Source organism: Arthrobacter agilis (genome assembly GCF_002953615.1).
Taxonomy (GTDB): domain Bacteria; phylum Actinomycetota; class Actinomycetes; order Actinomycetales; family Micrococcaceae; genus Arthrobacter_D; species Arthrobacter_D agilis_B.
The window spans coordinates 1,212,331-1,217,756 of the sequence record NZ_CP024915.1; the positions used below are offsets into that span (position 1 = coordinate 1,212,331).

Genomic DNA, 5,426 nt, shown 5'->3' on the forward strand with positions numbered 1-5,426 from the left:
GCGCCACATCGTCATGCCCGGGGCGCGCATGCAGATGATCGTCGTGATGAAGTTGACGCCGCCGAGGATGGTGCCGAAGCCCGACAGGGCGAGTCCGAAGACCCAGAGGTCACCGCCGACGCCCGGTGAGAACGTCGTACTGGAGAGGGGCGCGTAGGCGAACCAGCCGAACGAGGCGGCACCCTGCGGGGTGATGAACCCGGAGACGGCGATGGTGCTGCCGAACAGGAAGAACCAGAAGGCCAGGGCGTTGAGCCGGGGGAAGGCGACATCGGGGGCGCCGATCTGCAGCGGCATGATGATGTTCGTGAAGCCTGCGAACAGCGGTGTCGCGAACATCAGCAGCATCACGGTGCCGTGCATCGTGAACAGCTGGTTGTACTGCTCCTTGGTCTGCAGGACCTGCATGCCCGGTTCGAAGAGCTCGGCGCGGATGACCAGCGCCATCACGCCGGCGAAGCAGAAGAAGACGAACGAGGCGATCAGGTACATGTACCCGATGGTCTTGTGGTCGGTCGAGGTGATCCAGCTGACGACGATGCGTCCCTTGGACCTCGGGACCACGCGGGGGGCGGCTACGGTGCCGGCTTCCTCAAGGGTGTATTCGAAGGTGGACATCAGCTGCTGCTCCTGGCTGGGTCGGTATCGGGGTCATCCTCGGGGTAGGAGTCGCGGTCGTACTCGTCGCCGAGCTGACCGTCTTCCAGCTGCGCCATCTGCGCGTCGAATTCCTCCTGCGAGACGACCTTGACGTTGAAGAGCATCTCCGAGTGGTACTGACCGCACAGCTCGGCGCACTTGCCCGCGAAGGTCCCCTCCTTGGTAGGAGTGAGGTTGATGTAGTTGGTACGGCCCGGGTACAGGTCGCGCTTCTGCAGGAACGCCGGGACGAAGAACGAGTGCTGCACGTCGCGGGCGTTGAGCTGGAGCTCGACGGACCGGTTCACGGGCAGGTACAGCGTGGGGAGGTTCTCCGGAACGCCCTCCTCGCCGTTCAGGCTGCCCTGGACGCCGGTGGAGTACTTGTCCTCCTTGACGTAGTTGAAGTCCCACGACCACTGCTTGCCGCGGACGTCGACGATCACGTCGGGGTCCTCCACTCGCGCGTCGATCGTGGCGATGTCACGCTCGGTGAAGTAGAAGAAGACGAGCACCATGAACAGCGGGATCGTCAGGTAGAAGATCTCGAGCGGCAGGTTGTAGCTCATCTGCCGCGGGTAGCCGGTGTCGTTCTTCCGGCGGCGGTACGCGACCATGCACCAGATGATCAGGCCCCAGGTGATGATGCCGACGGCCAGGGCCGCGATCCACGAGTTGACCCAGAGATCGGTGATGATCCCGGTGTGATTGGTGTTGTCCCGGTCTGCCGGAAGCCAGCCCTTTTGGGCTTCTGCCGAACAGCCGGTCAGTAGGAGGGCGCCAGCCAGCGAGAGGCTGGAGATCTTCGCGATCCTGACGCGCTTGCTACCGGTTCGGTCCTGCGAACTCACAGACGGACCTTCCTTTTCTACGTGCGTTGCCACCCGCCCATGAAGCTGCCCGGGGTGCACATCCAGTTTTACTACTCACTGTAGAGCTTACCCGTAAGACCTGCGATCTGGTGACATGCAAAAGGGCCCGGAACACACCTCGGCGGTGATGTTCCGGGCCCTTTCTGCGTGTTAGTGGAAGGAATCCCCACACGCGCAGGAGCCGCCTGCGTTCGGGTTGTCGATGGTGAAACCCTGCTTCGAGATGGTGTCCTCGAAGTCGATGGAGGCACCCGACAGGTAGGGGACGCTCATCTTGTCCACGATGACCTCCACGCCGTCGAAGTCGCGGACGGCATCGCCGTCGAGCACGCGCTCGTCGAAGTACAGCTGGTAGATGAGGCCCGAGCAGCCGCCGGGCTGGACCGCCACGCGCAGGCGGAGGTCGGTACGGCCTTCCTGCTCGAGGAGGCTGCGCACCTTGCCGGCTGCGACGTCGGACAGGGCGACCTCGTGCACAGGGAGTTCCGTGGACTCCTGCAGGGATCCTGTTTCGGTGGTCGATGTGCTCATAGTGTTTCTCCTAGCTCGGACTCCACCAGGTGTGTCCGCTCTCAGTGCCGTCCGCGGTGGAGCGCGCACGGCTTTGGTCAATCGTACGCCGGGCCCGCATCAGGGATAACGGCCGGGAGGGCGGAAACATTTCCGCCCTCCCGGCCCGTCCGTGACTAGCCGGCGGTGAGCCCGCCGTCGTTGATGCGGGCGAGCAGGATCGCCTCCGCGAGCACGGCCTTCCTGAATTCGTCGAGGTGCAGCGATTCGTTGGCGCTGTGCGCCCGGGAGTCCGGGTCCTCGACCCCGGTGATGAGGATCTGGGCGGAGGGGAAGAGCTCGGTGAGGTCGGCGATGAACGGGATGGATCCGCCCATGCCGGCTTCCACGGGCTTCACGCCCCAGGCCTCCTCGAGCGCCTCCAGTGCGAGGCGCGATGCCGGTTCGCTCGTGTCCGTCCGGAAGGGGCTGCCGGTCTCCCCCGGCGTGAACGTGACCTTCGCACCGAAGGGCGCGTGGGATTCGACGTGCCGCCGGACCGCCTCCATCGCGGCCTGCGGATCCTGGCCGGGAGCGAGCCGGAGGCTGAACTTCGCCCGTGCCCGCGGGAGGAGCGTGTTGGAGGACAGAGCAACGCTCGGGATGTCCATCCCGATGATCGACAGGGCGGGCTTGTGCCACAGCCGCGAGGCGATCGACCCCGTGCCCGCGAGTTCGACGCCGTCGAGCACCGACGCGTCCGCGCGGTAGTCCTGCTCGGCGTAGTCCACGGACGCGTGGTCCCCGCCCTCCAGGCCCGCGACGGCGACGTCGCCGGCGTCGTCGTGCAGGGTCGCGATGAGGCGCGCGAGGAGCGTCGGGGCGTCGAGCACCGGTCCCCCAAACATGCCGGAGTGCACCGCGTGGTCGAGCACCTGCACCTCGATGGTGCCGTCCACGAGGCCGCGCAGGCTCGTGGTGAGCGCTGGCACGCCGACCTTCCAGTTGCTGGAATCGGCGACGACGATCACGTCGGCCGCGAGGTCGTCCCGGTAGGTCTCGAGGAACGAGCGGAAGGTCGGCGAGCCCGCTTCCTCCTCCCCCTCGATGAAGAGCGTGACGCCGACCCCGAACGAGTCCCCGAGCACCTCCGTCAGGGCTCCGAAGGCTCCGACGTGGGCCATGATGCCCGCCTTGTCGTCGGCCGCGCCACGGCCGTAGAGCCTGCCGTTCCGCTCCGTGGCGACGAAGGGCTCGGTCTCCCAGAGCGCCGGATCGCCCGGCGGCTGGACGTCGTGGTGGGCGTAGAGCAGGACGGTCGGCCTGCCCTCGGCCGCAGCGCGACGGGCCACGACGGCGGGACCGCCGGGAGCGCCGTCGTTGTCGACGCGGAGGATGCGGACGTCGTCGATCCCGACGCCCCGGATCAGCTCGGCCACGGCGTCGGCGCTGCGGTCGAGCTCGTGCGCGTCGAAGGCCTCCCAGGCGATGCCCTGGATGGCGACGAGGGACGAGAGTTGCTCGACGATGCGCGGGAACGCGGCATCGATGCTCGCCCGGAGCTGCTCTCCGACGTGCGAGGATCCCTGCGGTTGCCCGGTGGAGGTGTTCATGGAAGTCATGCCAGAACCCTACACACGCGGACGGCGCCGGTGGTGTCGCAGCGCACTCCGGAGCGGCAGCGGCGACGCTCGGCGCGGAGCGACGCCTCCCGGCCGCGAACCGCTATCCTGAAGGGGTGTTCGGACGAAATAAAGAAGCCCCCTCTGCCCAGGAAGTCGTCGACGGCGCTTCACGTACCCCTGAGGCGCAACGCGCACAGGGCAAGGGCGCCCCGACGCCCAAGCGCAGTGTGCAGGAGGCCGCGCGCAAGCGTCCCCTCGTGCCGAACGACCGCAAGGCGGCCCGTGAGCAGAGCCGCGCCGGCGTCCGCGACGACCGCGCAAGGATGCGCCAGGCCCTCGACACCGATGACGAGCGTTACCTCCCGCTGCGGGACAAGGGCCCCAGCCGTCGCTACATCCGGCAGTTCGTCGATGCCCGCGTGAACATCGGTGAGTTCCTCATGATCGCTGCGCTGGTCTTCGTGATCCTGAGCTTCTTCCAGTCCCTCGCCGTGCAGAGCGCCGTCCTGATGGCGTTCTGGGTGCTCATCGTCGCCGTGATCGTCGACTGCGTGCTGCTGCGCCGGAAGCTGAAGAGGAAACTGACCGAGAAGTTCGGTGCCCCGAACCAGGGTGACCTCTGGTACGGCGTCACGCGGGCACTGCAGTTGCGCCGTCTGCGCCTGCCGAAGCCCCAGGTGCGCCGGGGCCAGTACCCTTCCTGACCGGTCCAGCGACCGGGAGCGCGACGACGGAAGCCGGGCCCTCGGGCCCGGCTTCCGTCGTTCCCGGTCGTCGACGTGGTCCTCCCGGAACCTCAGGTCGCGGATCGGGAGGACCGTGACCGCAGGAGGCCGCGGTTGATGCGCCGGGCCCAGAACGGGCCCTCGTAGAGGAACGCGGTGTAGCCCTGGACGAGTGTCGCACCGGCGTCCAGCCGCTCGACGACGTCCTCGGGTGTCTCGATCCCGCCGACGGCGACGATGGCGAGCTTGTCCCCCACGGCAGCCCGCAGGCGCTTCAGGACCTCCAGGGACCGGGCCTTCAGGGGTGCGCCGCTCAGGCCGCCCACCCCCTTGGCCATCACCGTGGCGGCGTCGGTGGTGAGGTTCTCGCGCGTGATGGTGGTGTTGGTGGCCACGATGCCGTCCAGCCCCAGGTCCAGCGCGAGGGCTCCGACGTCGTCGATGTCGGAATCCGTCAGGTCGGGCGCGATCTTGACGAGGAGCGGCACATGCCGTCCCGCCGCCTCGTCCGAGGTGCGGCGGACCGCCTCGAGCAGTGGCCGCAGGGACTCCGCACTCTGGAGCAGACGGAGGCCCGGGGTGTTGGGCGACGACACGTTCACCACGAGGTAGTCCGCCACGGGTGCCAGCTGATCGGCGCTGACGAGGTAGTCGGCGATCGCGTCGGCGATGTCCACCTTCTTGGTCTTGCCGATGTTGACACCGACCACGGGTCGCTGACGTGTCCCGTACCGCCGTGCAAGCCGGTTCCGCGCCGATCGAAGGCGTGGAGCGACGGCGGCGGCGCCGTCGTTGTTGAAGCCCATGCGGTTGATGACGGCCCTGTCCTCCACCAGCCGGAACAGGCGCGGGGCGGGGTTGCCGGGCTGGGCCCGGCCGGTGATCGTCCCGATCTCGATGTGTCCGAAGCCCAGTGCGGTGAGAGGCAGCACTCCCTTGCCCGCCTTGTCGAAACCAGCCGCGAGGCCGAACGGGGACGGGAAGTCCACACCGAAGGCGGTCGTGGCGAGGCGGGGGTCCGGGGCGCAGAAACGGCGCAGGGCCCAGCCGGCAGGGGGAGGTCCACGGCGCGGATG

6 protein-coding genes are annotated in these 5,426 nt (G+C 67.9%); 1 reads left to right on the forward strand and 5 read right to left on the reverse strand.

Features of this window, described 5'->3' with window-relative positions; translation table 11 throughout:
• From CVO76_RS05805 to CVO76_RS05820, 4 genes are all read right to left on the reverse strand, one after another.
• A partial coding sequence (locus CVO76_RS05805; protein ID WP_208741178.1) for a cbb3-type cytochrome c oxidase subunit I occupies window positions 1-618 on the reverse strand: 618 nt, incomplete at its 3' end.
• Entirely contained in the window at window positions 618-1,490 is an 873-nt protein-coding gene (gene ctaC, locus CVO76_RS05810) for an aa3-type cytochrome oxidase subunit II (RefSeq protein ID WP_133080542.1), read from the reverse strand. The genes ctaC and CVO76_RS05805, both read right to left, overlap by 1 nt.
• Before the next feature lie 171 nt (window positions 1,491-1,661).
• Window positions 1,662-2,042 carry a HesB/IscA family protein gene (locus CVO76_RS05815; protein ID WP_133080543.1) on the reverse strand — a complete coding sequence of 127 codons (381 nt, stop codon included), beginning with the start codon at window positions 2,040-2,042 and terminating at the stop codon, window positions 1,662-1,664.
• Between the two features lie 155 nt (window positions 2,043-2,197).
• Window positions 2,198-3,622: a dipeptidase gene (locus CVO76_RS05820; protein WP_208741180.1), complete on the reverse strand. Its 1,425-nt coding sequence runs from the start codon at window positions 3,620-3,622 to the stop codon at window positions 2,198-2,200.
• A 116-nt stretch (window positions 3,623-3,738) separates the two neighbouring features.
• Here CVO76_RS05820 and CVO76_RS05825 point away from each other — a divergent pair, with 116 nt between their 5' ends.
• Complete coding sequence (locus CVO76_RS05825) at window positions 3,739-4,329, forward strand: DUF3043 domain-containing protein (protein ID WP_133080545.1); 591 nt, start codon at window positions 3,739-3,741, stop codon at window positions 4,327-4,329.
• A gap of 92 nt (window positions 4,330-4,421) precedes the next feature.
• On the opposite strand, the gene CVO76_RS05830 is transcribed toward CVO76_RS05825, so the two are convergent.
• Window positions 4,422-5,426, reverse strand: a 1,005-nt coding sequence (locus tag CVO76_RS05830) for a quinone-dependent dihydroorotate dehydrogenase (protein WP_208741182.1), incomplete at its 5' end; no start/stop codon positions are given.

What these genes read in the sequence shown, in the direction of transcription:
- CVO76_RS05815 (WP_133080543.1), bottom strand. Translation starts at nt 2,042, where the DNA reads ATGAGCACATCGACCACCGAAACAGGATCCCTGCAGGAGTCCACGGAA.
- CVO76_RS05820 (WP_208741180.1), bottom strand. Translation starts at nt 3,622, where the DNA reads ATGACTTCCATGAACACCTCCACCGGGCAACCGCAGGGATCCTCGCAC.